Source organism: Burkholderia sp. BCC1993 (assembly GCF_905339865.1).
Lineage (GTDB): Bacteria > Pseudomonadota > Gammaproteobacteria > Burkholderiales > Burkholderiaceae > Burkholderia.
Genome location: NZ_CAJPGZ010000004.1, coordinates 99,401 through 126,396, shown reverse-complemented (window position 1 = coordinate 126,396; position 26,996 = coordinate 99,401). Strand labels below are relative to the sequence as shown.

24 protein-coding genes, 1 pseudogene and 1 riboswitch are annotated in these 26,996 nt (G+C 68.5%); of the genes and pseudogenes, 15 read left to right on the top strand and 10 right to left on the bottom strand.

Annotation, left to right across the window (positions count from 1 at the left end):
- The first annotated feature begins 1 nt into the window (after position 1).
- On the top strand, positions 2-1,150 hold the full coding sequence (dgoD, locus tag U4Y91_RS07650) for a galactonate dehydratase (RefSeq protein WP_321804572.1): 1,149 nt from the start codon (positions 2-4) through the stop codon (positions 1,148-1,150).
- Positions 1,151-1,289: 139 nt separating this feature from the next.
- On the opposite strand, the gene U4Y91_RS07645 is transcribed toward dgoD, so the two are convergent.
- Complete coding sequence (locus tag U4Y91_RS07645; RefSeq protein ID WP_321804571.1) at positions 1,290-2,222, bottom strand: CopD family protein; 933 nt, start codon at positions 2,220-2,222, stop codon at positions 1,290-1,292.
- A 378-nt stretch (positions 2,223-2,600) separates the two neighbouring features.
- On the opposite strand from U4Y91_RS07645, the gene U4Y91_RS07640 reads away from it, so the two are divergent.
- The 3 genes and pseudogenes from U4Y91_RS07640 (at position 2,601) to U4Y91_RS07630 (ending at position 6,239) form a co-directional block, all read left to right on the top strand.
- Positions 2,601-3,365, top strand: coding sequence for a c-type cytochrome (locus U4Y91_RS07640; RefSeq protein WP_321804569.1), 765 nt, complete (start codon positions 2,601-2,603; stop codon positions 3,363-3,365).
- 19 nt (positions 3,366-3,384) lie between these two features.
- A pseudogene (locus U4Y91_RS07635) lies at positions 3,385-4,677 on the top strand (c-type cytochrome); the annotation flags it as partial.
- 74 nt (positions 4,678-4,751) lie between these two features.
- A complete protein-coding gene (locus tag U4Y91_RS07630) occupies positions 4,752-6,239 on the top strand; it encodes a DEAD/DEAH box helicase (protein WP_321804567.1) in 1,488 nt (495 codons plus the stop codon).
- Here the strand turns inward: U4Y91_RS07630 and U4Y91_RS07625 are convergent.
- The 3 genes from U4Y91_RS07625 to U4Y91_RS07615 all read right to left on the bottom strand — a co-directional run bounded on the left by U4Y91_RS07625 (position 6,233) and on the right by U4Y91_RS07615 (position 9,594).
- The gene (locus U4Y91_RS07625) at positions 6,233-6,742 is read right to left on the bottom strand and encodes a hypothetical protein (protein ID WP_321804566.1); all 510 of its coding nucleotides are present in this window, start codon (positions 6,740-6,742) and stop codon (positions 6,233-6,235) included. The genes U4Y91_RS07630 and U4Y91_RS07625 overlap by 7 nt on opposite strands.
- A 68-nt stretch (positions 6,743-6,810) precedes the next feature.
- On the bottom strand, positions 6,811-7,638 hold the full coding sequence (locus U4Y91_RS07620) for a ferritin-like domain-containing protein (protein WP_321804564.1): 828 nt from the start codon (positions 7,636-7,638) through the stop codon (positions 6,811-6,813).
- Between the two features lie 315 nt (positions 7,639-7,953).
- Positions 7,954-9,594 carry a gamma-glutamyltransferase family protein gene (locus U4Y91_RS07615; RefSeq protein ID WP_321804562.1) on the bottom strand — a complete coding sequence of 547 codons (1,641 nt, stop codon included), beginning with the start codon at positions 9,592-9,594 and terminating at the stop codon, positions 7,954-7,956.
- Between the two features lie 223 nt (positions 9,595-9,817).
- On the opposite strand from U4Y91_RS07615, the gene U4Y91_RS07610 reads away from it, so the two are divergent.
- Both U4Y91_RS07610 and U4Y91_RS07605 read left to right on the top strand, forming a co-directional pair.
- Positions 9,818-10,597: a DeoR/GlpR family DNA-binding transcription regulator gene (locus tag U4Y91_RS07610; RefSeq protein ID WP_044846783.1), complete on the top strand. Its 780-nt coding sequence runs from the start codon at positions 9,818-9,820 to the stop codon at positions 10,595-10,597.
- 315 nt (positions 10,598-10,912) lie between these two features.
- Entirely contained in the window at positions 10,913-11,110 is a 198-nt protein-coding gene (locus tag U4Y91_RS07605) for a hypothetical protein (protein WP_044846784.1), read from the top strand.
- Positions 11,111-11,220: 110 nt separating this feature from the next.
- Here the strand turns inward: U4Y91_RS07605 and U4Y91_RS07600 are convergent, their stop codons facing one another.
- Positions 11,221-11,589: a hypothetical protein gene (locus U4Y91_RS07600; protein WP_321804560.1), complete on the bottom strand. Its 369-nt coding sequence runs from the start codon at positions 11,587-11,589 to the stop codon at positions 11,221-11,223.
- A gap of 162 nt (positions 11,590-11,751) precedes the next feature.
- Here U4Y91_RS07600 and glpD point away from each other — a divergent pair, with 162 nt between their 5' ends.
- The 3 genes from glpD (at position 11,752) to U4Y91_RS07585 (ending at position 15,696) form a co-directional block, all read left to right on the top strand.
- Positions 11,752-13,275 carry a glycerol-3-phosphate dehydrogenase gene (glpD, locus tag U4Y91_RS07595; RefSeq protein ID WP_321804558.1) on the top strand — a complete coding sequence of 508 codons (1,524 nt, stop codon included), beginning with the start codon at positions 11,752-11,754 and terminating at the stop codon, positions 13,273-13,275.
- Between the two features lie 105 nt (positions 13,276-13,380).
- Positions 13,381-14,883, top strand: coding sequence for a glycerol kinase GlpK (glpK, locus tag U4Y91_RS07590; protein WP_044846787.1), 1,503 nt, complete (start codon positions 13,381-13,383; stop codon positions 14,881-14,883).
- Positions 14,884-14,979: 96 nt separating this feature from the next.
- Positions 14,980-15,696 (top strand): MIP/aquaporin family protein, encoded by a 717-nt coding sequence (locus U4Y91_RS07585; protein WP_044846788.1) that lies wholly within the window; start codon positions 14,980-14,982, stop codon positions 15,694-15,696.
- 161 nt (positions 15,697-15,857) lie between these two features.
- Here U4Y91_RS07585 and U4Y91_RS07580 read toward each other — a convergent pair whose 3' ends face one another.
- The 3 genes from U4Y91_RS07580 to U4Y91_RS07570 are packed head-to-tail and all read right to left on the bottom strand — an operon-like array spanning position 15,858 to position 18,598.
- Positions 15,858-17,108 carry an NAD(P)/FAD-dependent oxidoreductase gene (locus U4Y91_RS07580; RefSeq protein WP_321804555.1) on the bottom strand — a complete coding sequence of 417 codons (1,251 nt, stop codon included), beginning with the start codon at positions 17,106-17,108 and terminating at the stop codon, positions 15,858-15,860.
- Between the two features lie 4 nt (positions 17,109-17,112).
- Complete coding sequence (locus U4Y91_RS07575) at positions 17,113-17,421, bottom strand: non-heme iron oxygenase ferredoxin subunit (protein WP_321804553.1); 309 nt, start codon at positions 17,419-17,421, stop codon at positions 17,113-17,115.
- A gap of 37 nt (positions 17,422-17,458) precedes the next feature.
- On the bottom strand, positions 17,459-18,598 hold the full coding sequence (locus U4Y91_RS07570) for a fatty acid desaturase family protein (RefSeq protein ID WP_321804552.1): 1,140 nt from the start codon (positions 18,596-18,598) through the stop codon (positions 17,459-17,461).
- Positions 18,599-18,719: 121 nt separating this feature from the next.
- On the opposite strand from U4Y91_RS07570, the gene U4Y91_RS07565 reads away from it, so the two are divergent.
- From U4Y91_RS07565 to U4Y91_RS07540, 6 genes are all read left to right on the top strand, one after another.
- A complete protein-coding gene (locus U4Y91_RS07565; protein ID WP_321804550.1) occupies positions 18,720-19,784 on the top strand; it encodes a LacI family DNA-binding transcriptional regulator in 1,065 nt (354 codons plus the stop codon).
- Positions 19,785-19,923: 139 nt separating this feature from the next.
- Positions 19,924-20,958: a xylose isomerase gene (locus U4Y91_RS07560; RefSeq protein ID WP_321804548.1), complete on the top strand. Its 1,035-nt coding sequence runs from the start codon at positions 19,924-19,926 to the stop codon at positions 20,956-20,958.
- A gap of 36 nt (positions 20,959-20,994) precedes the next feature.
- Entirely contained in the window at positions 20,995-21,825 is an 831-nt protein-coding gene (locus U4Y91_RS07555) for a TIM barrel protein (protein ID WP_321804546.1), read from the top strand.
- A gap of 172 nt (positions 21,826-21,997) precedes the next feature.
- Positions 21,998-23,119, top strand: coding sequence for a porin (locus U4Y91_RS07550; RefSeq protein ID WP_321804544.1), 1,122 nt, complete (start codon positions 21,998-22,000; stop codon positions 23,117-23,119).
- Between the two features lie 76 nt (positions 23,120-23,195).
- Positions 23,196-24,182 (top strand): inositol 2-dehydrogenase, encoded by a 987-nt coding sequence (gene iolG / locus U4Y91_RS07545; protein ID WP_321804542.1) that lies wholly within the window; start codon positions 23,196-23,198, stop codon positions 24,180-24,182.
- A gap of 186 nt (positions 24,183-24,368) precedes the next feature.
- Entirely contained in the window at positions 24,369-25,055 is a 687-nt protein-coding gene (locus U4Y91_RS07540) for an HAD family hydrolase (RefSeq protein WP_124488633.1), read from the top strand.
- Between the two features lie 90 nt (positions 25,056-25,145).
- Here U4Y91_RS07540 and ribB read toward each other — a convergent pair whose 3' ends face one another.
- On the bottom strand, positions 25,146-25,856 hold the full coding sequence (gene ribB / locus U4Y91_RS07535; RefSeq protein ID WP_124488632.1) for a 3,4-dihydroxy-2-butanone-4-phosphate synthase: 711 nt from the start codon (positions 25,854-25,856) through the stop codon (positions 25,146-25,148).
- 118 nt (positions 25,857-25,974) lie between these two features.
- Positions 25,975-26,123, bottom strand: a riboswitch (FMN riboswitch).
- Between the two features lie 188 nt (positions 26,124-26,311).
- Positions 26,312-26,995, bottom strand: coding sequence for a helix-turn-helix domain-containing protein (locus U4Y91_RS07530; RefSeq protein ID WP_044846799.1), 684 nt, complete (start codon positions 26,993-26,995; stop codon positions 26,312-26,314).
- Position 26,996 lies beyond the last annotated feature (1 nt).

Sequence of the window (26,996 nt, the reverse complement as noted above, 5' to 3'; positions counted from 1 at the left end):
CATGAAAATCACCCGCCTCGAAACCTTCGTCGTCCCGCCGCGCTGGCTGTTCCTCAAGATCGAGACCGACGAAGGGATCGTCGGCTGGGGCGAGCCGATCGTCGAGGGCCGCGCACACACCGTCGAGGCCGCGGTGCAGGAACTCGCCGACTACCTGGTCGGCCGCGACCCGCTGCTGATCGAGGATCACTGGCAGGTGATGTACCGCGCCGGTTTCTACCGCGGCGGCCCGATCATGATGAGCGCGATCGCGGGCGTCGACCAGGCGTTGTGGGACATCAAGGGCAAGCATCACGGCGTGCCCGTGCATGCGCTGCTCGGCGGCCAGGTGCGCGAGCGCATCAAGGTGTATTCGTGGATCGGCGGCGACCGGCCGAGCGACGTCGCGAACAATGCGCGCGCAGTGGTCGAGCGCGGCTTCAAGGCGGTGAAGATGAACGGCTCCGAAGAGCTGCAGATCGTCGACACCTACGACAAGGTCGAGCAGGTGATCGCGAACGTCTCGGCCGTGCGCGACGCGGTCGGCCCGCACGTCGGGATCGGCGTCGACTTCCACGGCCGCGTGCACAAGCCGATGGCGAAGGTGCTCGCGAAGGAGCTCGATCCGTACAAGCTGATGTTCATCGAGGAGCCGGTGCTGTCGGAGAACGCCGAGGCGCTGCGCGACATCGTCAACCAGACCAACACGCCGATCGCGCTCGGTGAGCGGCTCTACTCGCGCTGGGACTTCAAGCACATCCTCGCGGGCGGCTACGTCGACATCATCCAGCCCGATGCGTCGCACGCGGGCGGCATCACCGAGTGCCGCAAGATCGCGACACTCGCGGAAAGCTACGACGTCGCGCTCGCGCTGCACTGCCCGCTCGGCCCGATCGCGCTGGCCGCATGCCTGCAGCTCGATGCGGTCAGCTACAACGCGTTCATCCAGGAACAGAGCCTCGGCATCCACTACAACCAGGGCAACGACCTGCTCGACTACCTGCGCAACCCCGAGGTGTTCCGCTACGAGGACGGCTTCGTCGCGATCCCGCAGGGCCCGGGGCTCGGCATCGATGTCAACGAGGAGAAGGTGCGCGAGATGGCGAAGACGGGCCACCGCTGGCGCAACCCGGTGTGGCGCCACGCGGACGGCAGCGTCGCCGAGTGGTGATGCCGTGGTGAGATGAGATGCGTTGCGCGGCGGACATGCCGCGCATCGGCTTCGAGACGGCCGCCCGACAGGCGGCCGTTCTTGCATCCGCAGCACGCGGCGCGCGGGCACCCGGCCCTGCGCCGCGCCGACCCGGCCGTCAGCCGAGCGCCGCGAACCCCGGCACGCAGGACGCCAGCACGGCGGCCGCGACGAACACGCCGATCATCGTCAGCGCCTCGAGATGCAGGATGTTGCGGAACGTGTGCGCATCCTCGGTCGACGCGGTACGGCGCAGGCGCGGCAGCGCGGAGAAGCGGTTCAACCCGCCGAGCACGAGCGCGAGCGCGACGAGCAGCAGCTTGAGCAGCAGCACGCGCCCCCACGTGCTGCCGTCGAGCGGCGCGAGCGAGCCGCCGAGCCCGCGCAGCGCATTGAGCACGCCCGTGCCGAGCACGAACACGACCGCGATCACCGACGTACGCGACAGGTGCTGGCCGATCCGGATCAGCGCACCGCGCGCGACCGACGAGCCGAGCACCGGCAGCACCGCGAGCCCGCCCGCGAGCACGAGGCCGCCCCACACCGCGGTGGCGAGCAGGTGCAGCGTCTGCACGCCGACCGCCGCGGACAGCGCGCCCGTGTCGGCCGCATGGCCGAGCGACGCCTTGCCGCCCGCGACCACGATCACCGCGAGCCACAGCACCGCGTGCGCGACCGGGCCATCCGGCTTCGCCAGCGCGACGATCGCGAGCACCACGGCGCCGGCGAACGCGACGCTCCACGCGAAGCCCGCGTGGGTCTGCGTGAGCATGACGGGAATCGCGGCGAACGCGCCGCCGAGCCCCGCGCCGCTCATCGACGCGGCTTCGTACACCAGCCAGCCGAGATCGGCGAGCACGAGCGCGAGCGCCGCCGCGACCAGCGAATGTTGCGCGCGCAGCCATGCGGGATGCGACGGCGCGACGACCGGCCGCGCGCCATCCTTGCCGAGCCACGCCTTGAGCAGCGCCGAGCCGACCGCCATCGCGAACGTCGCGTCCATCAATGCCGCCAGCGCGACCTGCCCGATCCACAAGCTGTCGATCCTCATCGCGCGCGCCCTCCCGGGAACGGCCGGCCGGCGGCGCGGCGGCAAGTGGAACGACAGCGGGAAGACGGCAACGGCACGGTAAGGAACGTCATCGATGAATCCGGAAACGGGAGAAATGACTGGATCTGCGGCGGAGGCGGCGCCGCGCGACCCGCGAGTGTACGGTCTTCGATGGTCAAAGCGCACGCCGGTTCACACGACTCGTGCAGATAGCGCGTCAAATTGTCGCAAGTCGCAAACAGGCAGGAACCGATGACCTTTTGCCAAATAGCCGTCATTACCCATCGATGATAGAATGCCGCGTCGCAGCAGCCCGGCTGTCCTGCCGTCCATGCGCCGAGCCGATCGTAGCCCGGACAAGGTCCCCGACGAATAAACATGGAGTCTCGTGTGTCTTCAAGACGCCTCTTCCGTCCGATGCTCGCCGTTCTGTTGATCGGTGGCGCGGGCCTTATGAGCGCTGCCCAAGCGCAGACCAAGCCCACGGAGCAAGCGCACGCCCAGCAGGCGCCGCTCAAGGCACCCGATACGATGGCCGAGCGTGTGCGCGGCTGTACCGCATGTCACGGCGTTCACGGCCAGGGCACGGACAACGACTATTTCCCGCGGCTTGCCGGCAAGCCGGCAGAGTACCTGTACAACCAGCTCGTCAACTTCCGTGATGGCCGGCGCAAGTACCCGCCGATGAACTATCTGCTGACCTACCTGAACGACGATTACCTGAAGGAAATCGCCGAGCACTTCTCGGCCGAGCGTCCGCCGTACCCGACGCCGGCCAAGCCGACGCTGCCGGCTGCCACGCTCGCGCGCGGCAAGCAGCTCGTCACGCAAGGCGATCCGTCGCGCAAGCTGCCGGCCTGCGTGGCCTGCCACGGCGCAGGGCTGACCGGCATGCAGCCGGCGATCCCGGGCCTCGTCGGCCTGCACGCCGATTACCTGAGCGCACAGCTCGGCGCATGGCGCTCGGGCAACCGCCACGCGAAGGCACCGGATTGCATGCACGACATCGCCGCGAAGCTTTCCGACGAAGACGTGACGGCCGTGACCGCATGGCTCGCCGCGCAACCGGCGCCCGCCAACCCCGTGCCGGCACCGGCGCGTTCGATGAAGACTCCGCTCGCCTGCGGCAGCGAACCGCAATAAGGCAAGGGAGACAGACACAATGAAACGCAAGTCCCTGTTTGCACTCTCGGCTGTCGCGATCGTCGCGGCCGCCGCCCTCGTGCCGGTCCTGTGGCCGGGCAACGACACGCTGCACGGCGCTGCCGCCGTCGCGGCCACGCCGGCCGACCAGGCCGCGCTGATCAAGAAGGGCGAATACCTCGCGCGCGTCGGCGACTGTATCGCGTGCCACACCGTGCGCGGCGGCAAGTCGTTCGCGGGCGGCCTGCCGATGGCGACGCCGTTCGGCACGATGTACACGCCGAACATCACGCCGGACGACAAGGACGGCATCGGCAAGTGGACGTCGGACGACTTCTACCGCGCGATGCACACCGGCCGTTCGAAGGACGGCAGCCTGCTCTACCCGGGCTTCCCGTTCGCGAGCTACACGAAGGTCACGCGCTCCGATTCGGACGCGATCTACGCGTACCTGCGTTCGGTCGCGCCGGTGTCGGTGCCGAGCCGTCCGCACGAACTGAAGTTCCCGTTCAACAACCGTAACCTGCTGATCGGCTGGCGCACGCTGTTCTTCAAGGAAGGCGAGTACAAGCCGGATCCGACCAAGTCGGTCGAATGGAACCGCGGCGCGTACCTCGTCGAAGGCCTCGGCCACTGCTCGATGTGCCACACGTCGATCAACATGATGGGCGGCCCGGTGAGCTCGGCAGCCTTCGCGGGCGGCCTGATCCCGCTGCAGAACTGGTATGCGCCGTCGCTGACGAACGACAAGGAACTCGGCCTCGGCGACTGGCACGTGGAGGAACTGTCCAACCTGCTGCAGGCCGGCGTGTCGAACCAGGGCGCGGTATTCGGCCCGATGGCCGACGTCGTGCACAACAGCCTCCAGTACATGAGCGACGAAGATACGCGCGCGATGTCGACGTACCTGAAGTCGATCCCGCAGAAGGCTGAAGCGCCGAAGAACATGCAGTACGAGCCGTCGAAGCAGTTCGGCAACACGCTGTTCGACCAGGGCAAGAAGATCTACGCGGACAACTGCGCGACCTGCCACGCTGCAACCGGCGCGGGCAAGCCGCCGGCATATCCGCCGCTCGCGGGCAACCATTCGATCGTGATGGAATCGGCAGTCAACCCGATCCGCATGGTGCTGAACGGTGGCTATCCGCCGAGCACGTTCAAGAATCCGCGTCCGTACGGGATGCCGCCGTTCGCACAGTCGCTGTCGAACCAGGAAGTCGCGGCAGTCGTCACGTATATCCGGATGTCGTGGGGCAACAACGGTACGCCGATCTCGCCGCAACAGGTGAGCGACCTGCGTTCCGCGCCCCTTTGCTTTTTTGCGACGCCGTTCCCCGCGCTGGCCGCGCGAGGCGTCGCCGATCATAAAACTGAAGAGTGGTAACTATGTCTTTCGAATCTCTCGGCTTGGCCGAACCGCTCGTCAAGGCGGTCAACGAGCTCGGCTACACGTCGCCGACGCCCATCCAGCAGCAGGCGATCCCGGCCGTCCTCGGCGGCGGCGACCTGCTCGCCGGCGCGCAGACCGGCACCGGCAAGACCGCCGGCTTCACGCTGCCGATCCTGCAGCGCCTGCACACCTTCTACGCCGAGCATCGCGGCGCGAAGCGCGCGGTGCGTGCGCTGATCCTCACGCCGACGCGCGAACTCGCCGCCCAGGTCGAGGAAAGCGTGCGCGCGTACAGCAAGTACCTGAAGCTGCGCTCGACCGTGATGTTCGGCGGCGTCAGCATCAATCCGCAGATCGATGCGCTCAAGCGCGGCGTCGACATCGTCGTCGCGACGCCGGGGCGTCTGCTCGACCACATGCAGCAGAAGACGATCGACCTGTCGGATCTCGACATCCTCGTGCTCGACGAAGCCGACCGGATGCTCGACATGGGCTTCATCCACGACATCAAGCGCGTGCTCGCGAAGCTGCCGCCGCAGCGCCAGAACCTGCTGTTCTCGGCGACCTTCTCCGACGAGATCAAGTCGCTCGCCGACAACCTGCTCGATTCGCCGGCGCTGATCGAAGTCGCGCGCCGCAACACCACCGCGGAAAGCGTCGCGCAGAAGATCCACCCGGTCGACCGCGATCGCAAGCGCGAGCTGCTCACGCACCTGATCCGCGAACACAACTGGTTCCAGGTGCTCGTGTTCACGCGCACCAAGCACGGCGCGAACCGGCTCGCCGAGCAGCTGACGAAGGACGGCATCAGCGCGATGGCGATCCACGGCAACAAGAGCCAGTCGGCCCGCACGCGCGCGCTCGCGGAATTCAAGAACAGCACGCTGCAGGTGCTGGTCGCAACCGACATCGCCGCGCGCGGGATCGACATCGACCAGTTGCCGCACGTCGTCAACTTCGACCTGCCGAACGTGCCGGAAGATTACGTGCACCGGATCGGCCGCACGGGCCGTGCAGGCGCGACCGGCGAAGCCGTGTCGCTCGTGTGCGTCGACGAGAAGCAGCTGCTGCGCGACATCGAGCGGCTGATCAAGCGCGAGATTCCGCAGGAAGTGATCGCGGGCTTCGAACCCGATCCGACCGCGAAGCCGGAGCCGATCCAGCAGCGCCGCGGCCAGCAGCCGCGCGGCGGTAACGGTGGTGGTGGTGGTGGTGGTGGTGGTGGTGGTGGTGGTGGTGGCGGCGGCGGCGGCAATCGCCAGCCGCGTGCCGGCGGCTCAGGCCAGCCGGGCGCGAAGCGTGACGGCAACGCACAGCCGAAGGCCGCGAAGGCGGCCAAGCCGCGCACGGCCGGCGGCGCGAGCGGCAACGCCAGCGGCGGCGGTCGTCCGTCCGGCGGCGGCAACGGCGCGCGTCCCGCAAGCGGCAATGCCGCGCACCCGAACCGCAACCGTTCGTCCCGCAGCGGCCAGCGCGGTCACTGAAGCCGCGCGGCCGCGCGCCGCAGGTGCTCGACCTGGCGCTGCCCGCGCGCGAGCACCTCGGCGCGCGCCTCCCCTTCCAGCGCAAACGTGACGCCGGTCGCGAGACGCGCATAGCCGACCCGCTGCGCATCGCCGTGCGCGATCGTCGCAGCGAATCCGGCCAGTCCGCCGAAGTCCCCTTCGAGCGGCTCGATCCTCAGTTGTGCCTGAAAGAACGCGCCGTCCGCGACGAGCGTCAACGCGGCCTCGCGCCGTTGCGTCACCGCGCGCGCCGCGCGCGATTGCGGCCAGAGCGCGAGCAGCAGCGTATGCGCGTCGCGCGCGTGGATCTCGCCGACGCTGAGCAGCGTCGTGCGCAACTGGCCGTCGTCGGTCGCGACGATCAGCGATGCGGCGAAGTCGGCATGGCGTTCGAGCGCGGTGCCGTCGAACAGCGAAACGACGGCCGGCGGCCACGCGTCGAACGTCCATTGTTCGAGCGCGTGGCGATGGGAATCGGTCATGATGGCGGCCCCGGCGAAAAGCAGATGATGATGGCGCAGCATACGCGCGCCGGACCGCGCGGTGACGATCAGCGCATGAACACGTGCCGCGTGATCTTCGTCAGCGGATAGTGGACGCTCGGCTGGATCTTTGCGGGCAGGTCGAGCGGCTTGAGCAGCATCTTCACGCACATGTCGGCCGACAGGTTGCGCCGCACGAGCGAGCTGATGCGCGCGGCACGCTCGCGGTTGTATTGATTGTCGCCGACGCGATCCGGGTAGCGGATCGCGAACACGTGGCGCAGCGCGATCTCGGAATCCTCGTTCTTGATTTCCATCACGCGGCGCATCAGCGCGCCGAGCACCGCGAGACGGCCGTTGCCTTCGAGCTTGTTGTACTTCTTGAAGAACTTGAAGAAGTGCTTGTAGTGACGCACTTCGTCCGAGCGGATGTTGTCGGTGATTTCCTTCAGCACCGGCTCGTCCGAGCATTCGTTGATCGCGCGATAGAGCGTGGCCGTGCCCGTCTCGACGACGCAGCGCGCGACCATCTCGAGCGCGCGGGTCTTCTCGAACGCGTCGACCGAGCAGGTCTTCGAATACTCGGCGAAGAAATTCGCGAACGCGGTGTCCCAGTCGAACTCCGGCCATACGTGCGCGATATACGCCTTCAGCGCGCGCCCGTGCTGCAGTTCCTCGTGCTCCCACGCATTGTTGAGCCACGCGGACACTTCCGGATCGTCGTTGAAGAACTCACTCAGGTTGCTCGTGTAGAGATCCGAGCCGCTTTCGATGAACGACGACGCGCACAGCAACAGCAGCAGATCCTCGTTCGCGGCGGCGCGCTGACGATCGATCCGGTTCAGGTCGATGTCCTCGATACGCCACGGCATGACATGCGTCGTTTCAGTAGGCATGGTGGTGCGCTCCCAGTCGTCGCGCGGCCGGCCGGCCCATCTCTTCGCACAGGCCCGGCGTGCCCGCAGGCGACGTTTTGCTTGCATTTATTAGTGGATTGGTCCGGCCGAACCATGCTGGCATCTTAGCCGGACTTTTATGTTCGTGCTTCAAAGCACTGACCATGCCCGCCGCGCGCAGTTCCGCCGCGCATGGTGCGGTTCGTTAGATGAGTTGTTCGAACCGGTTGCGCGCGTGCGACGGCATGCGTGGCATCCAGGCAAAACGGGCGGCCATCCGGCCGCCCGTCGAGCGCAAGACTGGGAAGCGTTCCGTCAGAAACCGGCCGCAAGACCGTCGCGACGGCTGTCGCTCGCGGCCACGTAGCCGCGGTCGGGATCGTCGCGATCGAGACGCCACACGAACTGACCCGAACCGAAATCCATGTAAGGATCGTCGATCGACTTGATCGTATGGCCGCGCGCGGCGAGCCCGTCGACCGTCTCGCGCTTCATCGTCGACTCGACATCGAGCGTGAAGTCGCGATTGACCTTCCAGCGCGGCGCGTCGCAGGCGGCCTGCGGCTGCTGCCCGTAGCCGAGCATGCGCACGACGGTCTGCAGGTGGCCCTGCGGCTGCATGTCGCCGCCCATCACGCCGAAGCTCATCACGGCCTCGCTGCGGCCGTCGACTTCCTCGGTAACGAACGCGGGGATGATCGTATGGAACGGCCGCTTGCCGCCTGCGACGACGTTCGGCGACGCCGGGTCCATCGAGAAGCCGTGCCCGCGGTTCTGCAAGGCAATGCCGGTACCGGGCACGACGAGCCCCGAACCGAAGCCCATGTAGTTCGACTGAATGAAGCTCACCATCATCCCGCGTTCGTCCGCCGCGGACAGGTAGATCGTGCCGCCCGAATGCGGGCGGCCGGCAGCGAAGTGCGTCGCGCGCGCGCGATCGATCAGCTTCGCGCGTTCCGCGAGATACGCATCGTCGAGCATCTGCGCGGGCGTCACGTCCATCGCGCGCGGATCGGCGACGTAGCGATAGACGTCCGCGAACGCGAGCTTCATCGCCTCGATCTGCAGGTGCTGCGAGTCGACCGAATCGACCGGCCATTCGCTCAGGCCCGCCCGCTCGGCGATCCCGAGCGCGATCAGCGCGGCGATGCCCTGCCCGTTCGGCGGGATCTCGTGAATCGTATGACGGCCGAAGCGCTGGCCGATCGGCTCGACCCATTCCGGCCGGTACGCGCGCAGGTCGGCTTCGGTCAGCGCGCCGCCGCCTTCGCGCGCGAACGCCGCGAGCTGCGCGGCGAGCGCGCCCTCGTAGAACGCGCGCGGGCCGTCCTTCGCGAGCGTGCGCAGCGTCTGCGCGTGGCCCGGCAGGCACATGCGCTCGCCGACGCGCGGCGCACGCCCGCGCGGCATGAAGGTGTCGGCGAAACCCGGCAGTCCCTGCAGCTCGGGCACCGCGGCCGCCCATTTGTGCGCGACGATCGGCGACACCGCATAGCCGCGCTCGGCGATCTCGATCGCCGGTTCGAGCAGGTCCGCGAACGGCAGCGAACCGAACTTCGCATGCAGCGCTTCCCAGCCCGCGATCACGCCCGGCACCGTGACGGTGTCCCAGCCGCGCGTCGGCTTGTTCGCGATGCCGTGCGCGTCCTCGCCGTGGCGCTTGCGGAAATAGTCGGGATTCCACGCGGCCGGGGCGACGCCCGACGCATTCAGCCCGGACAGCCGCCCGCCGTCCCACACGAGCGCGAACGCATCGCCGCCGAGCCCGCACGACACGGGCTCGACCACCGTAATCGCGGCCGCGGCGGCCAGCGCCGCATCGACGGCATTGCCGCCCTTCCACAGCATCCGCAGCCCGGCCTGCGCGGCGAGCGGGTGCGACGTCGACACGACGTTGCGCGCGAACACCGGGATGCGGGTCGTCGGATACGGGTTGTGCCAGTTGAAGCCAGTCATCGGTTCCACCTCGTCGAAAGCTGAATGAACGCGCCGGACGCACGACCGGCGTGCGCGGACAGTCCGCCATTGCAGCGCGATCCGCGCGATCGCACAAATTCATTTGTCACATGAATCCATGTACTTTCCGCATGAATCCCGGGCGGTGATACGCCGGAGGCCGGTCGAACGCCCTTCCCGCCCTTACAATACCCGCTCCGCCTCACGATCCGACCGCCGAGCCATGACCCGAGATCCCCGCCTCACCCTCAACGCGCGCCAGCAGGAACTGCTCGAATGGGTGCAGCGCGACGGCTTCGTGACCGTCGACGATCTCGCCGCGCACTTCGCGGTCACGCCGCAGACGATCCGCCGCGACGTGAACTGGCTCGCCGACCTGAACCTGCTGCGCCGCTACCACGGCGGCGCGAGCCTGCCGACCAGCTCGGAGAACGTGTCGTACACCGCGCGCCAGCGGATGTTCCACGACGAGAAGCGGCGCATCGCGGCGCTCGCCGCGTCGCACATCCCCGACCAGGCATCGCTGTTCATCAATCTCGGCACCACGACCGAGGAAGTTGCGCGCGCACTGAATCGTCATCACGGGCTGCACGTGATCACGAACAACCTGAACGTCGCGTCGATGATGAGCGGCTACCCCGACTGCGAGGTGCTGATCACGGGCGGCATCGTGCGGCCGTGGGACAAGGGCATCGTCGGCGAACTCGCGATCGACTTCATCCGCCAGTTCAAGGTCGACTACGCGATCATCGGCACGTCGGCGATCGAGGCCGACGGCACGCTGCGCGACTTCGACACGCGCGAGGTGCGCGTGGCCGAGGCGATCATGCAGCATGCGCGCACGGTCTACCTCGTCGCCGATCATTCGAAGGTCGGCCGCCCGGCGCTGGTGCGCCAGGGCCATCTGAGCCAGGTTCATGCACTCTTCACCGACAAGCCGCTGCCGCCGGAGATGGCCGACGCGGTGGCGAACGCGGGCACCCAGGTGTACGTCGCGGAATGACCCCGCGGAATGACCCGCGCGATGCTGCACCGCACCTGAAACTTCAAGTGAAATCAAGAAGTTGGCGCGCCCGCTGAACCGCTAGCGGTTTGCGTGCCTGTCAAACTGAAAATTAACGGGGCACGATTTGTCGTTGCCCGCGCGCTCGACTAGACTCCAGTTCCCCGGCCCGTTCGCCCGATCCGCCCGTGCCAAGGCGTGTGCGAATCCCAAGGCCGGCGAATACAGCTTTCCCCCCAAGCCATACCCCGCCGGGTATCGCGCAGCGGCGTTTGCGCCGGCTGCGCGGGCAAACCGATTGCCATGGAGAGAACGATGCTGAGTCCGCATGAATTCGCCACGCTACTGCTTGTGAAGGATGCCCCCGATCACGGAGACATGGATCGCGATGAACTCGACGCGCTGCTCGAACAGCAGCTCGTGCGGCTGGAAGGGCTGGGATCGGGACGCAAATACTGCGTGACCGAAACCGGCGACGCCGCGTTGCGATCCATCAAATGCCGCTATTCCTGAAGTCCCGCTGTTCCTGACCTGAGCGCGCCGGCCGGATTTCCGGCCGCGCCGCTTTTCCTGCGCTTTTCCCGCGCGTTTCTCGTTTTCCCGCCTCCCGCAGCGTTCCGGCGTCAGCCGCCGCGCAGCGTCGGATCGACCGCGGCCCGCCAGCTGACGGCCTGCGCGCGTGCGCCGTTGAAATACGCGACCCATCCGGCGCGCCCCGCCGCGTCGGGCGCCGCATAGTGCGCCGAAAGTTCGTTTACGAACGCGCAATAGTTCGCCTGCGTCAGCCCGCGATACCGTTTCGCCACATACGCGTCGTACAGCGTCGAATAGACCGGCTGCGCGTCCGCGCCCCAGTCGTGCGCGGTGCCGCCGCACGACGTCTGCAGGTCGACGAACGACGGCGCCCGCCAGTTGCCGGCAAGCGGCGGCGTGCCGGCGCTGCACCCTGCCAGAACGACGGCGCACGCGCCGGCCCACATCCCAATACGCATGATTCACCTCGCGAAACGGTCGATTGCGCCAGTATCGTCCGGGATCGCGCCACGCGCTACTGGCCCCGCTTTTTCGAACTTTACTTTTTCGATTTCGTTCGTTAAATTTCGAATTCGAACATTTCATGTTCGCCCATTTCCATCAGACGATAAGGACAGCAGGTGACCCAACCGAATCGCTACGATCTGCTCGTCGTCGGCGGCGGCATCAACGGCGCGGGCATCGCGCGCGATGCGGCCGGCCGCGGCCTGTCGGTCCTGCTCTGCGAGCAGGACGACCTCGCGTCGCACACGTCGTCGTCCAGCACGAAGCTGATTCACGGCGGCCTGCGCTACCTCGAATACAACGAATTCGGACTCGTCCGCAAAGCGCTGCAGGAGCGTGAGACGCTGCTGCGCGCGGCGCCGCACATCATGTGGCCGCTGCGCTTCGTGATGCCGCACATGCCGAACCTGCGGCCGGCCTGGCTGATCCGCATCGGCCTGTTCCTCTACGATCACCTCGCGAAGCGCGAACTGCTGCCCGGCTCGCGCGGCATCGACATGCGCCGCCATGCGGCCGGCGCGCCGCTGATCGACTCGATCAAGCGCGGCTTCGTGTATTCGGACGGCTGGGTCGACGACGCGCGCCTTGTCGTGCTGAACGCGCTCGATGCGAAGGAGCGCGGCGCCGAGATCCTCACGCGCACGAAGCTCGTGTCGGCGGAACGCCGCGGCGACGAATGGGAAGCGCGGCTGCGGCACGCGGACGGCTCGATCCGCGTCGTGCATGCGCGCGCGGTCGCGAACGCGGCCGGCCCGTGGGTCGGCGAAGTGCTGCACGGCGCGCTCGGCCGCGGCGCGCAGCACAGCGTGCGGCTCGTGAAGGGCAGCCACATCATCACGCGGCGCCTGTTCGATCACGACCACGCATACATCTTCCAGAACCCGGACAAGCGGATCATCTTCGCGATTCCGTACGAGCACGACTTCACGCTGATCGGCACGACCGACGTCGAATACACGAACGATCCCGCGAAGGTCGCGATCGATCGCGACGAGACGCAGTATCTGTGCGATTCGATCAACCGCTACTTCAAGCGCAAGATCTCGCCGGCCGACGTGCACTGGACCTATTCGGGCGTGCGCCCGCTGCTCGAGGACGAAAACGCGGCGAACGCGTCGGCCGTCACGCGCGACTATCGCCTCGAGCTGGACGACGGCGCCGGCGCGCCACTGCTGTCGGTGTTCGGCGGCAAGATCACGACGTTCCGCAAGCTCGCGGAGGAAGCCGCCGACCTGCTGTGCCGCGCGCTCGGCCGCGACGCGAAAACCTGGACGGCCGGCGCGCCGCTGCCGGGCGGCGACATCGCGAACGCGAAGTTCGACGTGTTCGCCGACGCATTCGCGAAACGCCATCCGTGGCTGCCCGCCGCGCTTGCCCGCCGCTATACGCGCGCGTACGGCACGCGCGCGGAACGCGTGGTCGACGGCGCGACGTCGCTCGCCGACCTCGGCCCCGAGATCGCACCGGGCATCCACGACGCCGAACTGCGCTACCTGCGCGACGTCGAATGGGCGACCTGCGCGCAGGACGTGCTGTGGCGCCGCTCGAAGCTCGGCCTGCACGTCGCGCCGGGCACGCTCGACGCGGTGACGGCCGCGGTCGAAGCGTGGTTCGCCGCCGCGCACGCGCCGCACGCGTGATTCGTTTGCAGTTGCAGTTGCCTGACCGACGTTGATTCACCGACGCGCCGCGTAACATGCGGCGCGCATCACAACTACGCCAATCCACGGATGGAGATGAGAGACATGCAGGATCAGTACATCCTCGCGCTTGACCAGGGCACAACGAGCTCCCGCGCGATGCTGTTCGATCGCCAGGGCAACATCGTTTCGATCGCCCAGAAGGAATTCGAACAGATCTACCCGCAACCCGGCTGGGTCGAGCACGACCCGCAGGAAATCTGGTCGACGCAGGCGGGTGTCGCCGCCGAAGCCGTCACGCGCACCGGCCTGAACGGCACGTCGATCGCCGCGATCGGCATCACCAACCAACGCGAGACGACGATCGTCTGGGATCGCGAGACGGGCCAGCCCGTCTACAACGCGATCGTGTGGCAGGACCGCCGCACCGCCGACTTCTGCGATTCGCTGAAAGCACAGGGCCTCGAGGCGAAGGTGCGCGCGAAGACCGGCCTGCCGATCGACTCGTACTTCTCCGCGACCAAGATCCGCTGGATCCTCGACAACGTGCCGGGCGCGCGCGACAAGGCGCGCCAGGGCAAGCTCGCATTCGGCACCGTCGACAGCTGGCTCGTGTGGAACTTCACGAAGCACGAGCTGCACGTGACCGACGTGACGAACGCGTCGCGCACGATGCTGTTCAACATCCACACGCGCGAGTGGGACAGCGAGCTGCTCGAACTGCTCGACATCCCGCGCAGCATGCTGCCGGAAGTGAAGGCGTCGTCGGAAATCTACGGCCACACGAAGACCACGGTGTTCGCGTCGAAGATCCCGCTCGCGGGCATCGCCGGCGACCAGCACGCGGCACTGTTCGGCCAGATGTGCACGACGTCGGGCATGGTGAAGAACACCTACGGCACCGGCTGCTTCCTGATGATGAACACCGGCGACAAGCCGATCGAGTCGAAGAACAACCTCGTCACGACGATCGCATGGCAGATCGGCGACGACGTGCAGTACGCGCTCGAAGGCAGCATCTTCATCGCGGGCGCGGTCGTGCAGTGGCTGCGCGACGGTGTCGGCATCATCAAGACGGCCGCCGAGATCGAAGCGCTCGCCGCGAGCGTGCCGCATACCGACGGCGTCTATCTCGTGCCGGCGTTCGCGGGCCTCGGCGCGCCGCACTGGAACGCACGGGCGCGCGGTTCGGTATTCGGCGTCACGCGCGGCACGACCTCCGCGCACCTCGCACGCGCGGCGCTCGACGCGATCGCGTACCAGTCGCTCGACGTGCTGGCCGCGATGGAAGCCGATTCTGGCATCAGCATCGGCGAGCTGCGCGTCGACGGCGGCGCGAGCGCGAACGACCTGCTGATGCAGTTCCAGGCCGACCTGCTCGGCGTCGACGCGGTGCGTCCGCAGATCACCGAGACGACCGCGCTCGGCGCGGCCTACCTGGCGGGCCTCGCGATCGGCTACTGGAAGAACCTCGACGAAGTGCGCAGCCAGTGGCAGCTCGATCGCCGCTTCTCGCCGTCGATGCCGAAGGAGCAGGTCGAGCGCTGCATGGCCGGCTGGCAACGCGCGGTGCGCGCCGCGAAGGCGTGGGCCGACGACGCGCAGTAAGCACCGCGGCAGCAATCACAAGAAATCCGAACGAAATACAACAACACCGGCGGACCGCGCAACGCGCGAGTCCGCCGCGACCTACGAGAGACAAACATGTCACCTTATATTGCAGAATTCATCGGCACCGCCATTCTCGTGCTGCTCGGCAACGGCGCGGTCGCCAACGTGCTGCTGGCGAAGACCAAGGGCAAGGGCGCGGACCTGATCGTGATCGTGATGGGCTGGGCGATGGCCGTGTTCGTCGCCGTCTACGTGACCGCATCGTTCAGCGGCGCGCACCTGAACCCGATCGTCACGATCAGCCTCGCGCTCGCGGGCAAGTTCGCGTGGTCGAAGGTCGGCGGCTACATCCTCGCGCAGATGCTCGGCGGGATGGCCGGCGCCTTGCTCGTGTGGCTCGCGTATCGCCAGCACTTCGCGAAGGAAGTCGATGCGGACCTGAAGCTCGCGGTATTCTGCACGGCGCCCGCGATCCGCAGCACCACGCACAATGTGCTGACCGAAGCGATCTGCACGTTCGTGCTGATCCTCGGCGTGCTGTATCTCGCGTCGCCGCAGGTCGGCCTCGGCGCGCTCGACGCGCTGCCGGTCGGCCTGCTCGTGCTCGGCATCGGCATCTCGCTCGGCGGGCCGACCGGTTATGCGATGAGCCCGGCGCGCGACCTGTCGCCGCGCCTGATGCATGCGCTGCTGCCGATCCCCGGCAAGCGCGACAGCGACTGGCGCTATGCGTGGGTGCCGGTGATCGGCCCGCTGCTCGGCGGCGCCGCGGCGGCCGGCCTGTATCTGCGCCTGCACGCGATGGCCTGAGCGCGGGTTTGTTCATTCGGGCTCGGGTTCGAGCCCGAGTCCGAGTCCGAGTCCGAGTCCGAGTCCGAGTCCGAGTCCGAGTCCGAGTCCGAGTCCGAGCCCGAGCCCGAGCGCGCGGCAGCGACTGCCGCGCGCCTCCCCTTCTCCTTCGCCCGGCGCCGCTAGCGATCGCCCGCGGCCGACACCAGCGACTTCAGCTTCACGCCCGCATCCGCGACCGCTTCCGGCGTCACGCCGATCCCGCGCTCGACCAGCAGGCGCGCGACGCGCATCTCCTTCACGAACCCCGACGCACGACCGAAGCCGCTCGCCGCGACGAGCCTTGCGCCGGCATCGAAGTGGAAATGGATTTCCGCATCGTCGCCGAGCTCGCGCGCGACCGTGCGCACACCGAGCGCCGGTTCGCCGGCCACCTGCAGCTGCGCGTCGTATTGATCGGACCAGATCCACGGCATCTCGCGATACGGTTCGTCGGCGCCGAGCATGTTGCGTGCGGCGACGCGCGCCTGCGTTTCCGCGCCGTGCCAGGTTTCCTGACGCACGAGCCGCCCTGACGCCCCGCTCGGGAACACCGCGACATCGCCGGCCGCGTAGATGCCGCGTGCCGAGGTCTCGAGCCGCGCGTTCACGACGATCCCGCGTTCGACGACGAGACCCGCGTCGCGTGCCAGTTCGTCGGCCGGTTCGATCCCGATGCCGGCCACCACCGTATCGGCGAGCAGCGCGTCGCCGTCGTCGAGCACGACGGCCAGCGCGCCGTCCGGCGTGCGCTCGATCGCGACGGGCCGGCGGTTCAGGCCGATCGCGACGCCCCGCGCCACATGCAGCGCATGCACGCGTGCCGCGATCGGCTCCGGCACCGCACGCCCGAGCAGGCGCGGTGCCGCGTCGAGCACGGTCACGCGACAGCCGCGCAACCGCGCCGACGCAGCGACCTCCAGACCGATGAAGCCGCCGCCGATCAGCACGACGCGCGCGTCGGGCACGAGCCGCGCACCGAGTGCCGCCGCGTCGTCGAGCGTGCGCAACGCGAATACGCCGTCGCGCTCCGCGCCCGGAATCGCGAGGCGGCGCGCACGGCCGCCGGTCGCGAGCAGCAGCGCTTCGCAAGCGAAGCCGCGGCCATCCGACACATGAACCTCGCGCGCCACCGGATCGATCCGCTCGACCGTCGCGACAATCGGCTCGATGCCGTCCGCGCGCCACGCATCCGGATCGCGCAGTCCGCATTGCGCGGCGCTGCGCTCGCCGGTCAGCACGCCCTTCGACAACGGCGGCCGCTCGTACGGCAAGTGCGCCTCCGCGCCGATCAGTACGATGCGCCCGCGCCAGCCGCCCTCGCGCAACACCTGCGCCGCCCGGCCGCCCGCATGGCCCGCGCCGACGATCGCCATCACCCGGTCGTTCGCCATCGCGTTACACCTCGATCAGGATGCGGCCGTCCTCGACCTTCGCGCGGTAGGTGCTCAGCTTCTCGCAGGCGGGCGCCGACAGTGCCCGGCCGTCGCGCACGTCGAAGCGCCCGTTGTGCTTCGGGCATTCGATCACGTGATCGATCACGAGCCCGTCCGCGAGATGCACGTGCTCGTGCGTGCACAGCCCGTCGCTCGCATACACGTTCCCGTCGATCCGGTAGATCGCGTATGTGCGGCCGTCGTGGTCGAAGCGCGCGACGTCTTCGTCGTCGATGTCGTCGAGGGCGCCGGTGTCGATCCATTGCGTCATGATGCGTGTCTCCTTCGTTGGAATGTTCGATGCGTTGTCATGCGCGCGCCGCGTCGGGCACCGGCCGCACGACGTAATACGACGGGTCGCGTGTCTGCCGGACGAGCGCCGGCACGATCTCCGCATACGCGGCCAGCGTGCTGCGGTACGGCGGCGGCATGTCGGCTTTCACTGCTTCATGCAGCTGCGGCAGCGCGTGGAACGGCACCATCGGGAACATGTGGTGTTCGACGTGATAGTTCATGTTCCAGTACAGGAAGCGGAACACCGGATTCATCCTCACGGTCCGGCAGTTACGCCGGTGATCGAGCACGTTCTCCGGCATGCCCGCGTGCTGCGTGAGACCGAAGTACAGGTACAGCCACGCGCCGTACAGGCTCGGCAAGCCGATGTAGAGCAGCGGCAGGATCGTGTGCCAGTACAACGCCGCACCGATCACGCACGCATAAACGGTCAGATGAATCCGCACTTCGCGCACGGCCTTCGGCCACTCCGATTCGGGCACGTAGGTGCGCTCCTCGGCGTCGAGCCGGCCGGCGAACGCGAGCACGATCATCTTGCGCAGTTCGCTCGCGACGTGCTTCAGCGCCACCACGTTCAGCATGAGCCCGAGCCAGTCGGTCGGCTTCGGCGCGGCGATTTCCGGATCGCGGCCGACGACCAGCGTGTCGGTGTGATGGCGCGCGTGGCTCCAGCGCCAGACCGTCGCGCGGCGGAACACCTGGAACGACGCGACCTGGTACAGCACGTCGTTCATCCAGCGCGTGCGGAACGCGGTGCCGTGTCCGCACTCGTGCCAGCGCGAGTCGGCCGGGCTGCAGTAGAGCGTGCCGTACACGAAGAACGCGGGGATCGCCCACGCGGAGTGCGCGCGCCATGCGAACCACGCGAGCACGCCGCTCGCGACGATCGCCGCGTACCAGATCAGCGTGTCGCGGATCGCGCGCGCATCGTCGCGCTGCATCAGCTGCTTCATCAGCGGCCGCGGCACCGGGCACCGGTACCAATCGGCATTGACGAGGCCCGCGGCCCGCGCACGCTCGCCGGCACCGCCGATCATTCGGTATTCCTGACGGCGCGCCGCCGCGTTGCGGTCGTGCGCCTGGTCGTCCGTATGGGTCACGCGTGTCTCCTGATCGTTCGTTTGCGGGAAGCGCGGCGCGCGCTTCGCATGCATTCAAAATTAGGCGACGGCCATGACCCGCTCAATCGAAACGTTGACGAAATTTCGCCATCGCTTTAGCGTTCCGGACAGCGCCACACCCCGCTGGCGACGACGGGCAAACACGGAGACGACCATGGCCGACCCCACCGGTCCGCGCTGGCGCAAGCGCACCGCGCGCTTCGACGAGATCGCGGCGCTCGCCGGGGTCAGCACGACCACCGTCGACCGCGTGCTGAACGAGCGCGGCAGCGTGTCCGCGCAGGCACGCGAGCGCGTGGTCGCGGCCGCGCGCCAGCTCGGCGTGCCGCGCCAGTTGCCCGACACGCGGCACGGGCTGCTTCACGTCGACGTGCTGCTGCCCGACACCGACGCACCGTTCTTCCGGCGGCTGCAGCAGGCGGTGCAACGCTCGCTGCAGATGCTCGACCGGCGCGTGGTCGTGCACCGGACCATCCTGCCCGCCGCGGACGACGAGCGCGCGGCCGCGCTGATCGAACGGCCCGCGTACCGGCGCGCGGCGCTGATCGTCACCGCGCGCGACACGCCGCGCGTGCGCGACGCACTGGCCGGCGCGATCGCGCGCGGCGAGACCGTCGTCACGATGGTCACCGACATCGGCGGCGTCGGCCGCGTGCACTACGCGGGCATCGACAACTACCGTGCCGGACGCACGGCCGGCTACTACATCGGCCGCCTCGCGGCACATCCCGGCCGCGTGCTGCTGCTGGCCGGACGCATGGGCTACCGCGCGCACGCCGACCGGATGGCCGGCTGCATCGACCAGTTGCGGGAAGCCTTTCCCGACCTCCGCTGCGACGACGCGCCGATCGAAACGCTCGACCAGGACGACCGCTGCTACCGCGCGGTGACGAACGCGCTGCACGCGCACGACGACATCGTCGGGATCTACAACAGCGGCGCGGGCTCGGCCGGCATCGAGGCCGCGCTGCGCAAGGCGGGCGCGGCCGGGCGCGTCGTCTGGATCGGCCACGAGATGATCGACCTGCACCGCACCTACATCGAGGCCGGTTCGATGGACATCGCGATCGACCAGGATCCGGACGGCCAGGCGATTTCCGCGCTGCAGCACGTGCTGCACGCGTGCGGGATCGTCGAACAGCCGCCGCCGGGCGACCCGGTCGAATTCCGCGTGTTCTGCTCGGCCAACGTGCGCACCAGCGCGTACCTGCCGGCCTGACGCCCGCCGCGCATCGCGCGGACGCGCGCCGCAAAAAATCGACCGCCGCATGGGCGATTTTTCGTCAACGTTTGTCATGCAGCCCGCTCGGCACGTCCGTACATTTGGCAGCCATCCAGAACCGGAACGGACGGAGACGATGGCTGAAGCGATCCTCATCGGCGTGAACCTCGACGGCGTGCTCGAACACGACGGCCTGCCGCTGCCCACGCCTGCCGAGCGGTTCCGGATGATCGCGGGCGCCGGTGTGTTCGACTACGTCGAGAAGAACCCGGTGCACGGCGAGGACCTGTCGCCGTACTTCGCGCTCGTCGACCGGCATGCGCTGCCGATCCGCGTGATCGGCGGCATCTGGTGCGCCGGCCGCGACGAAGCGCACGTCGTCGAGATCGTCGACGCCGGTGCGCGGTTCGGCAGCACGGTACTCAATTGCCAGCTGTATGCGCATCATGCGGACGGCCATCCGCTGTCGGACCGCGAAGTCGCCGACTTCTACCTGTGCGCATACGAACGCGGCGAGCCGGTTGGCTGCCTGCCGAGCCTCGAAGTGCACGTCGACATGTGGAGCGAGGATTTCCGGCGGATCGCGCGCGTCGCGCAATGCGTCGAGCAAACAGGCGTGCCGTTCCGGATCACGCTCGACCATTCGCACCTGCTGTTCAAGCTCGGCAATCGTCCCGAACTCGATGCGTCGGGCCTGCGCGAGCCGGTCGAGCGCGTGCGGCAGCTGCTCGACCCGGCCTCGCCGTCGGCCGTCTATGCCGACTGGATCGCACGCGGCTGGGTCCGCCACGCGCATGCGCGCAGCGTGATTCCGAACAATCCGGAGAACCGCTGGATGCGCCGCGCGGACGGACGGCCCGGCCGCGGGATCCAGTACCCGTTCGTCGAGCCGGCGCCGGGCGCGTATCACGGCGAATGGCGCGCGGCGCCGCTCGACACGTGGAAGACGGCGCTGCGGCGCCTGCTGCAGTGGCAGGTTCATGCGCGGCCGACACCGCTCGAGCAGATCAGCTGCGAGTTCATCCCGTTTCCGGACTACGGCGGCGGCGCCCGCTATTCGATCTTCGACAACAACGTCGCGTGCGCGCAATGGCTGCGCGCCACGTGGCACGCGCTCGCCGCGGAACCGGCGGATGTGCCGGCCGGCACCGGCGCACGCAGCTTCACCTGATTCGCCCCGCCCCACTCGACACCTGAGGACCGAACGATGACGCAACCCGCCTTTCACTTTTCGCTGAACCGGATGAGCGCGCCGCGCCTGCCGCTCGACCGCTATGTCGCGCTGTGCCGGCGGCTCGGCATCGACTCGATCGAGATCCGCAACGATCTCGACGGCGTCGAGATCACCAACGGCACGCCGGCTTCGGCCGTGCGCGCGACGGCCGAAGCCGGCGGCGTAACGATCCTGACGATCAACGCGCTGCAGCGCTTCGACCAATGGAACGCCGAGCGCGCGGACGAAGCGACCGTGCTCGCCGACTACGCCGCGCAATGCGGCGCACGCGCGCTGGTGCTGTGCCCGACCAACAGCCGCGGCGACACGCGCGAGCCCGCCGTGCGGCATGCCGATCTCGTGACGGCGCTGAAGGCGCTCGAGCCGATCCTCGACGCGCGCGGCCTGCTCGGCTTCATCGAGCCGCTCGGCTTCGAGGAATGCGCGCTGCGCCGCAAGTCGGACGCGGTGAAGGGCATCTACGCCGCGGCCGGCGAGCAGGTATTCCGGCTCGTGCACGACACGTTCCACCATCACCTTTCGGGCGAGGACATCTTCTTCCCGAACCTGACGGGCCTCGTGCACATCTCGGGCGTCGAGGAAAGCGACCTGCCGGTCGACCGGATGCGCGACGGCCATCGCGTGCTGGTCGGCGGCGCCGACCGGCTCGGCAACGTCCGGCAGTTGCGCGAGCTGCTCGCGCGCGGCTATCGCGGGGCATTCTCGTTCGAGCCGTTCGCGAACGAAATCGCGCAAGCCGACGACATCGAAGACCGGCTGCGCGCCAGCATCGATCACATCCGCGACGCGCTGGCGGCTCGCTGAGCGTCGCGGCGGCGGCGCACGCCGCCGTGGCAATCGCCGCGCGTCGCGCATTCTGCCGCGCACGAAACGGCATGCGATGCGGCACACGACGAGACATACGCGCGAGATACGCGCGACACGACGCAGGCAAGCAGGCAATCCACAACAAAACGACGACAGGTCTGGAGACGACATGAAACGAATTGCGCCAACCGCACTCATCTGCTCAGGATTCCTCTGTTATTCGAGCGCTTTCGCTCAAACGTCAGTCACGCTATACGGCGTCGCCGACGCGGGCCTCGACTACGTGAGCCAGGTGCAGGCCGGCAACGGCACCACCGCGTCGCGGCTGCGCGCGCAAAGCAGCGACTGGGGCGCGAGCCGGTTCGGGCTGCTCGGCCAGGAAGACATCGGCGGCGGCTATCGCGTGATCTTCAACCTCGAATCGGGCATCAACCTGATGTCGGGCATCGCGGGCGACGGCAACGACCGCCTGTTCAGCCGCAAGGCGCTCGTCGGCGTGCGCAACGACCGGCTCGGCACGCTGACGTTCGGCCGCAACCTGTTCATCGCGAACGATCAATGGGACATGGATCCGCTGCTGCAGCAAGCCTATTCCGCGACCGCGCTGGTGCGCAGCCGCAACGTGCCGATCACCAGCAACAACGTCGAATACCGGTCGCCATCCTGGAACGGCTTCAGCGTGCACGCGCAGTACGCGCTCGGCAACCAGGCAGGCGGCTTCAATCTCGGCGCGGCGAACGAGTATGGCCGCAGCGACGGCATTCAGCTCACGTACCGCAACGACTTCGTGATGCTGCGCGCGATGTACGACGAGCTGCGCGACGCGAACGGCCGGATGAGCAACGTGTTCACGAGCTCGCGCGAGGTCTTCGCGGGCGCGAACCTCTATTGGCGCGCGCTGACGTTGCAGGCCGCATACACGCACCTGAACGCGCCCGACACGCCCGCCGGCCTCGCGCGCAATGCCGATCACTACTGGATCGGCGCGCAGTATCGCGTGACGCCCGCGCTGTCGCTGGGCGGCGCCGCGTACTACGTGCACGTCGGCTCGGGCGCCGGCGACGCGACGCACGACCCGTCTGGCCACGCGTCGATGTTCGCGCTCGGCGGCGCGTACAGCCTGTCGAAGCGCACGCTGCTCTACGCAACCGCCGCGCACGTGCGCAACGCGAGCGGCTCGAATTTCTCGGTCGCGAACAACAACCCCGGCACGGACAACGACAACCTCGCGAATCCGCTGCCGGGCCGTTCGCAGACCGGTGTGAACATCGGCATCAATCACTCGTTCTGACGAGCGGGACGGTGCGCGGCCGACGTGAGCCGCAGCGTCGCCGCACAACGGAATCAACAGGAGAAAGGAGCACACCATGATCGAATTCGCCTTGTTCGGTGCGGGAAGAATCGGGAAGATCCACGCGGCGAATCTGGCGCGCCACCCGGGCGCGAAACTCAAGTACGTGGTCGACCACCATGCGCCATCGGCCGAGGCACTCGCGCAGGCACACGGCGCGCAGGTCGCCGACCTCGAACGCGCGCTCGGCGACCCGTCCGTGCAGGCCGTCGTGATCGCATCGAGCACCGATACGCACGCGGACCTGATCGTCGCGGCGGCGAACGCGGGCAAGGCCGTGTTCTGCGAGAAGCCGGTCGACCTGAGCGTCACACGCTCGCGCGAATGCGCGGAGGTCGTGCGCCGCCGCGGCGTCACCTGCATGCTCGGCTTCCAGCGCCGCTTCGATCCGACCTTCGCCGCGCTGAAGGCGCGCGTCGAGCGCGGCGAGATCGGCACCCCGGAAATGCTGGTCGTCACGAGCCGCGACCCCGGCGCGCCGCCCGTCGACTACCTCCGCAGCTCGGGCGGCATCTTCAAGGACATGCTGATCCACGACTTCGACGTGTTCCGCTGGATCCTCGGCGACGAAGCGCAGACGCTGCACGCGACCGGCAGTTGCCTGACCGACCCGGCCGTGCGCGAGGCCGGCGACATCGATTCGACCGCCGTGACGATCCGCACACGGCGCGGCCTGCTGTGCCAGATCAACACGTCGCGCCGCGCGGCTTACGGCTACGACCAGCGCTTCGAGCTGCTCGGCAGCAACGGGATGCTGCAGGCCGGCAACGTGCGGCCGACCGAAGTGACCGCATGGTCGGCGAACGGCATCGCCACCGACGTGCCGGAGCCGTTCTTCCTCGAGCGCTATCGGCACGCGTACGCGGCCGAGATCGCGCACTTCGTCGACGCGCTGCGCGACGGCACGCCGGTCAGGACGACGATCGACGACGGGCTCGCCGCGCTCGAGCTGGCGGAAGCCGCGATGACGTCGTGGCAGACGGGGCGCGTGGTCGAGGTGTGACGCACGCGACGGCGGCCGGCGGCAGCACGCCGCCGCCGTGCGGCGGGTGCCGGGCCGGATCCGCTACGCCGGATCGGCCCGGCCGCAGCGGCAGCGGCAGCGCGCCGAACCGCGCACGGCGCAGCCGCGAAAGCACGTATCATGGCGGCATGATCGGCGTCGCCGACACCCCGCTTCTTCACCATCATGCTCGATCACCTTATCTGCGACTGCGACGGCGTGCTCGTCGACAGCGAAGTCATCGCCGACCGCGTGTTGCTCGAAACGCTGTCCGCCACCTTCCCGCACCTCGATTTCGAAGCCGCCGCGAAGTCCGCGTTCGGCCAGCAGACGTCGCGCTTTCTCGCGGGGCTCGAAGCGCATTTCGGCATCCGGATGCCGGACAACTTCATCGAGACCGTCGAGCGCAACATCGAAACCGGTCTCGCGCAATCGCTCGCGCCGATCACCGGCGTGCGCGACGCGTTGCTGAAGGTCGGCCTGCCGGCCGCGGTGGTGTCGAACAGCCGGCTCGTGCGCGTGCGCAGCTCGCTGAAGCGCGCGTCGCTCACCGAAATCTTCGGCGAGCGCGTGTTCAGCTCCGAGCAGGTCGCGCGGCCGAAGCCCTACCCCGACGTGTACCTGCATGCGGCGCGCACGCTCGGCGTCGCGCCGGCGCGCTGCATCGTCGTCGAGGACAGCGTGTCGGGCCTGAACGCCGCGCGCGCGGCGGGCATGAAGACGATCGCGTTCGTCGGCGCGAGCCACATCCCCGACAACTACGCGGACGCGCTGCGCGCGATGGGCATCACGCGGATCATGCGCAGGATGGATGAACTGCCGGCGCTCGTCGCGGCCGGCCTGCGCGGCGAATTTGGCGACGTGCAGTCCTGACGGACGGCCGCGCCGGAGCGACATGACCGGCGTGCGGCTCGCTGCGCACGCCGTACCGCGGGCGCCACGGTGCGCCCGCCACGCCGGCCGTCAGGCCGGCTCGCAGCAGCGCTCGCGCGCTGCCGCCAGCGCTTCGCGGAATTCGACGAGTTCCGCGATCGTCAGCATCGGCAGCCCGTGCTGCTGCGCGAAACGCTCGACGTCGTCGCCGCGCGTCATCGTGCCGTCGGGATTCATCAGCTCGCACAGCACGCCCGCCGGCTTCAGCCCCGCGAGGATCGACAGGTCGACCGTGCCTTCGGTGTGGCCGCGGCGCGCCAGCACGCCGCCCGGTTGCGCGCGCAGCGGAAACACGTGGCCGGGGCGCACGATGTCGTACGGCTTCGCATCGTCGGCGATCGCCGCGCGGATCGTCGTCACGCGGTCGGCCGCGGACACGCCGGTATGCACGCCTTCGCGCGCCTCGATCGACACGGTGAACGCGGTGCCGTTGCGGCTCTCGTTGGTCTGCACCATCGGCGGCAGCTCGAGCGCGCGGACCTTGTCGTCGGTCAGGCACAGGCACACGATGCCGCTGCACTCGCGGATCAGCAGCGCCATCGTCTCGGGCGTGATGCGTTCGGCGGCGACGATCAGGTCGGCCTCGTTTTCACGGTCGTGATCGTCCTGCAACACGACCGCGCGGCCCGCGCGCAACGCGTCGAGCGCGGCGGCGATGCGCGGCGGCACCGGTTCGGAATCCAGCAACGGGAGATCGGCAAAGGCGTCGGCAGGTGCCGACGAAACGGACTTGAAGGACATGTGAAACGCTCCTCGCGATTACGATTTGGGCGAAAAACGTTTCAGGGCATTGCAAACAGACAGAACGACAACCCGCTTCGCACGGATGGCAAAGCGGCCCTGACGGACATGACTATCTGCACATCTTCTCTCATCCGGACTATGACCGTCGGCTCTGGCATTCGACCAGATCTGCTGACCCCGCGCGGATGCGCGGGCGCTCGCGGGCTCGCCGGCTTTCGCCAGCCTACCGCCGGTGGGGAATTTCGCCCCGCCCTGAAGACGCACTGATTACCGGCCAGGGGATCTCCCCGTGGCACGGCGGGCCAAGCATACATCAGCTGCGCGCACCGCGCAGCGAACCACACCTAAAACCTTACTGACGACGTCGTCTAACGGCATCATCCGAATGGCCGACACCGGGCCTGCGCGCGCGCCGATGGAACCGGCGCCGGCCCGGCGACCCGCCCGCGCGGTCAGCCGGCCGCGTGCGCGGCGTCGGGCACGAGCCAGCGCGGCGGCACCTCGGGGCTCACCGTCACGCGGAACGCGCGCGCCTCACTGTCGCCGGGATTGCGCAGGCTGTACGGCTGGTCGGCGTCGAACACGATCGCGTCGCCGGTCGCGAGCAGCTGGCGGCGATCGTGCACGCTGACTTCGAGCGTGCCCTCGCTGACGACCAGGTTGACCGTCGTGCCGGGCGCGCGGCGCGTGCCGGGCTCCGTGTGCAGCGGCGCGATCCGCAGCTCGTGGAACTCGGCCGCGGCCGGCTCGCCTTCCGGGTACAGCGCGCGCGCCGAGAAGCGGCCGTTCGAGCTGACGACGCGCGCCGCGCGCTCGGCTGCCAGATGTTCGAAGCCGTTCACCGCATGACGACGCAGGAATGCGGCGACCGATACCTTGAGCGCCGCGGCGATCTTGCAGAGCACCTTGATCGACGGCACGCTGCGCGCGGATTCGATCTGCGCGAGCATCGCGCGCGACACGCCGGACAGCCGCGCGAGCGCATCGAGCGACAGCTGCCGCTCGGCGCGCAGGCGCGCAAGGTTCACGCCGACGACCTGCTCGAGGACGTCGAGCGACGCGGACGTCCGCGCGTCGACGGCATTGCCGGATTCGAAGGAAGACACGTCGCGCACCAGCGCCAGGGGTGAAGACATA

Excerpts from the sequence above, each read along its gene's own strand:
- dgoD (WP_321804572.1), top strand. The coding sequence starts at position 2 with ATGAAAATCACCCGCCTCGAAACCTTCGTCGTCCCGCCGCGCTGGCTG.
- U4Y91_RS07645 (WP_321804571.1), bottom strand. The coding sequence starts at position 2,222 with ATGAGGATCGACAGCTTGTGGATCGGGCAGGTCGCGCTGGCGGCATTG.
- U4Y91_RS07640 (WP_321804569.1), top strand. The coding sequence starts at position 2,601 with ATGGAGTCTCGTGTGTCTTCAAGACGCCTCTTCCGTCCGATGCTCGCC.
- U4Y91_RS07630 (WP_321804567.1), top strand. The coding sequence starts at position 4,752 with ATGTCTTTCGAATCTCTCGGCTTGGCCGAACCGCTCGTCAAGGCGGTC.
- U4Y91_RS07625 (WP_321804566.1), bottom strand. The coding sequence starts at position 6,742 with ATGACCGATTCCCATCGCCACGCGCTCGAACAATGGACGTTCGACGCG.
- U4Y91_RS07620 (WP_321804564.1), bottom strand. The coding sequence starts at position 7,638 with ATGCCTACTGAAACGACGCATGTCATGCCGTGGCGTATCGAGGACATC.
- U4Y91_RS07615 (WP_321804562.1), bottom strand. The coding sequence starts at position 9,594 with ATGACTGGCTTCAACTGGCACAACCCGTATCCGACGACCCGCATCCCG.
- U4Y91_RS07610 (WP_044846783.1), top strand. The coding sequence starts at position 9,818 with ATGACCCGAGATCCCCGCCTCACCCTCAACGCGCGCCAGCAGGAACTG.
- U4Y91_RS07605 (WP_044846784.1), top strand. The coding sequence starts at position 10,913 with ATGCTGAGTCCGCATGAATTCGCCACGCTACTGCTTGTGAAGGATGCC.
- U4Y91_RS07600 (WP_321804560.1), bottom strand. The coding sequence starts at position 11,589 with ATGCGTATTGGGATGTGGGCCGGCGCGTGCGCCGTCGTTCTGGCAGGG.
- glpK (WP_044846787.1), top strand. The coding sequence starts at position 13,381 with ATGCAGGATCAGTACATCCTCGCGCTTGACCAGGGCACAACGAGCTCC.
- U4Y91_RS07585 (WP_044846788.1), top strand. The coding sequence starts at position 14,980 with ATGTCACCTTATATTGCAGAATTCATCGGCACCGCCATTCTCGTGCTG.
- U4Y91_RS07580 (WP_321804555.1), bottom strand. The coding sequence starts at position 17,108 with ATGGCGAACGACCGGGTGATGGCGATCGTCGGCGCGGGCCATGCGGGC.
- U4Y91_RS07575 (WP_321804553.1), bottom strand. The coding sequence starts at position 17,421 with ATGACGCAATGGATCGACACCGGCGCCCTCGACGACATCGACGACGAA.
- U4Y91_RS07570 (WP_321804552.1), bottom strand. The coding sequence starts at position 18,598 with ATGCATGCGAAGCGCGCGCCGCGCTTCCCGCAAACGAACGATCAGGAG.
- U4Y91_RS07565 (WP_321804550.1), top strand. The coding sequence starts at position 18,720 with ATGGCCGACCCCACCGGTCCGCGCTGGCGCAAGCGCACCGCGCGCTTC.
- U4Y91_RS07560 (WP_321804548.1), top strand. The coding sequence starts at position 19,924 with ATGGCTGAAGCGATCCTCATCGGCGTGAACCTCGACGGCGTGCTCGAA.
- U4Y91_RS07555 (WP_321804546.1), top strand. The coding sequence starts at position 20,995 with ATGACGCAACCCGCCTTTCACTTTTCGCTGAACCGGATGAGCGCGCCG.
- U4Y91_RS07550 (WP_321804544.1), top strand. The coding sequence starts at position 21,998 with ATGAAACGAATTGCGCCAACCGCACTCATCTGCTCAGGATTCCTCTGT.
- iolG (WP_321804542.1), top strand. The coding sequence starts at position 23,196 with ATGATCGAATTCGCCTTGTTCGGTGCGGGAAGAATCGGGAAGATCCAC.
- U4Y91_RS07540 (WP_124488633.1), top strand. The coding sequence starts at position 24,369 with ATGCTCGATCACCTTATCTGCGACTGCGACGGCGTGCTCGTCGACAGC.
- ribB (WP_124488632.1), bottom strand. The coding sequence starts at position 25,856 with ATGTCCTTCAAGTCCGTTTCGTCGGCACCTGCCGACGCCTTTGCCGAT.
- U4Y91_RS07530 (WP_044846799.1), bottom strand. The coding sequence starts at position 26,995 with ATGTCTTCACCCCTGGCGCTGGTGCGCGACGTGTCTTCCTTCGAATCC.